Below are 2,703 nucleotides of genomic sequence, written 5' to 3' on the forward strand. Positions count from 1 at the left end.
CCCCCATGCCTCAGGAATCCACCTCCAGCATCAAACTTCGGCTCATCGTCTCCTCGCTGATCCTCATGGGGGGCGGCGCCGCCTCCTTCGTCTATGGCCTGCAAAGCAACGAATCCTTGCTGATCCACGGTCTGCTTTTCAGCTTGGCCGTGCTGGGCGGCGCGTTTTTGCTGTGGACCGTGCATACCCAGATGATGCAGCCCCTGCTGCACCTGCGCGACTATTCCCGCGCCATAACAGCGGGCAAGGACGCCACCTGCGACGGCGGCGACATGCCCCAGGAATATGCCGAGCTGCGCGACAGCATGTGCCTGATGGTGGAGCACCTGGCCGGGGCCGTGCAGGCCGCCCGCGACAAGGAGGCCGAAGCCGAGCGCCACGCGGCGGAGACCGAGCGCACCCTGGGCGAAAGCCGCGCGGCCGAGGTCCATGTGCGCGAGCTGCTGGAGAACATGAGCGCCGCCTCCCAGAAGGCCAAAGAGGCCGCCACGCGCATCTTTGCCGCCGTGCGCGAACTGAACGAGAACATGGACCGCGTGGGCCGGGACGTGGTTGTGCAGCGCCAGCGTACGGAAAGCACCACCACGGCCATGGAGCAGATGAACGAGGCCATCCTGGAGATCGCCCGCAACACCGGCAGCGCGGCGGAGAGCGCGGAGCGCTCCAAGGGCAACGCCCAGGCCGGAGCCAGCGGCGTGCGCGAGGCCGTGGGAAGCATCGGCCGTGTGAAGGAGCGCATCTTGGTCCTCAAGGAGACCATGACCACCCTGGGCAACCAGGCCGAAGGCATCGGCCAGGTGCTGGGCGTCATTTCCGACATCGCCGACCAGACCAACCTGCTGGCCTTGAACGCCGCCATTGAGGCGGCCAGGGCGGGCGATGCGGGCCGCGGCTTCGCCGTGGTGGCCGACGAGGTGCGCAAGCTGGCCGAGAAGACCATGACCGCCACCAAGCAGGTGGGCGATTCCGTGCGCAACATCCAGGAGCGGGCGAGGGAGAACGTGCTGGCCGTGGACGAGACCGCGGGCGACATCGTGGAGAGCTCCCGCGTGGCCGAGCAGTCCGGCCGGGCCATGGAGGAGATCGTGGACATCGTGCAGCAGACGGCCCTTGAGGTGGCCTCCATCGCCACCGCCAGCGAGGAGCAGTCCGCCACCAGCGAGGAGATCAACCGCAGCGTGGCCGAAATGAACCAGGTGGCCCGCCAGACCGCCGAGAGCGTGGAAAGCTCCACGCGCGTGGTGGTGGAGATTTCCGGCCTGGCCGAAGAACTGGACTCCATCATCCAGGCCATGGCCAGCGGCAAGCTCACGGGCGTCACTTCCAGCGAGCAGCTCATGACCTGGACCGACGACCTTTCCGTGGGCATCCGCCTCATCGACGAACAGCACAAGGTGCTCCTGGGGCTCATCAACGAACTGCACGCGGCCATGCGCTCCCGCAAGTCCGATGCGGTTCTGGTGGGCGTGGTGGAGCGCCTGAAGGAATACACGGTGAAGCACTTCGGCCAGGAGGAGGAGTACTTCGACCGCTACGGCTACCCGGAAACCGCCGCCCACAAAGAGCTGCACGCCAAACTGGTGCAGCAGGTGCTGGATTTCGAGGCCGACCTGAAGAGCGGCCGGGCCAAGGTGACCATGGACATCATGCGCTTCCTGAAGGACTGGCTGGTGAAGCACATCATGGGCACGGACAAGAAGTACAGCCAGTTCCTGAATTCCAAGGGCCTGCGCTAGATCGTCCGCAGTCTCGGCTGGCCGTTCGGAAAAGAGAAGGGGAGGAGCCGTTTGGCCCCTCCCCTCTTCTTTTGTGGTGCGTGCGGGCCTAGCCCTGGTTCATGTTGTTGATGATGCCCTTGAGCTCACCCGCCAGGCGGGCAAGGTCGCTCACTGCCTGGCCGGACTGGAGCATGGCCTCGGCGGTCTCGCTGGCGATGCGGTTGATGTCCTCGGTGGAGCGGCTGATTTCCTCGCTGGCGGCGGATTGTTCCTCGCTGGCGGTGGCGATGCCGCGCACATGGTCGGCGGTCTGGTCCACCATGCCCACGATCTCGTGCAGCGCCTCGCCGGACTTGTGCGCCAGGCCGGTGCTTTCCTGGATGGCCTTTGTGGTGGCCTCGGTGTTGGTGATGTTTTTGTGCGCGCTGTCCTGCACGGCGCGGATGGCGTCGCCCACCTGCTTGGTGGCGGTCATGGTCTTCTCGGCCAGCTTGCGCACCTCGTCGGCCACCACGGCGAAGCCGCGGCCCGCGTCGCCCGCTCTGGCCGCCTCGATGGCGGCGTTCAAGGCCAAGAGGTTGGTCTGGTCGGCTATGTCGCTGATGACGTTCATGATCTGGCCGATGCCTTCGGCCTGCTTGCCCAGCTCGGTCATGTCCGCGCGCAGGGTTTCGGCCTGCTTTTCCACGCCGTTGATGGTGGCTACCACCTGATTCACCAGCTCCGAGCCCTGCTGGGCCTTGTGCTTGGCCTGGTCGGCCAGATCGGCCGCCGTGCCCGCGCTGCGCGCCACTTCCATCACGGTGGAGTTCATCTCCTCCATGGCCGTGGCGGCCTCGGTGGTGCGGGCGCGCTGTTCGTCCGTGCCCCGGCTGGACTGCTCGATCTGCGCGGCCAGCTGCTCGGAGGCGCTGGCAACCTGATCGCTCACCGTGTTGGCCGCGGCAGCCGCCTGGGCGATGCGCGCGTTCTGCTCCTCGATCTT

2 protein-coding genes are annotated in these 2,703 nt (G+C 66.4%); one reads left to right on the forward strand and one right to left on the reverse strand.

The window, feature by feature from the left end:
- Positions 1 to 1,736, forward strand: a 1,736-nt coding sequence (locus VN419_RS06950) for a bacteriohemerythrin (protein WP_325645859.1), incomplete at its 5' end; no start/stop codon positions are given.
- 88 nt (positions 1,737 to 1,824) lie between these two features.
- Here the strand turns inward: VN419_RS06950 and VN419_RS06955 are convergent.
- Positions 1,825 to 2,703, reverse strand: an 879-nt coding sequence (locus VN419_RS06955) for a methyl-accepting chemotaxis protein (protein WP_325645861.1), incomplete at its 5' end; no start/stop codon positions are given.

Origin of the sequence: Humidesulfovibrio sp., from assembly GCF_035560995.1 — a bacterium.
Lineage (GTDB): Bacteria > Desulfobacterota > Desulfovibrionia > Desulfovibrionales > Desulfovibrionaceae > Humidesulfovibrio.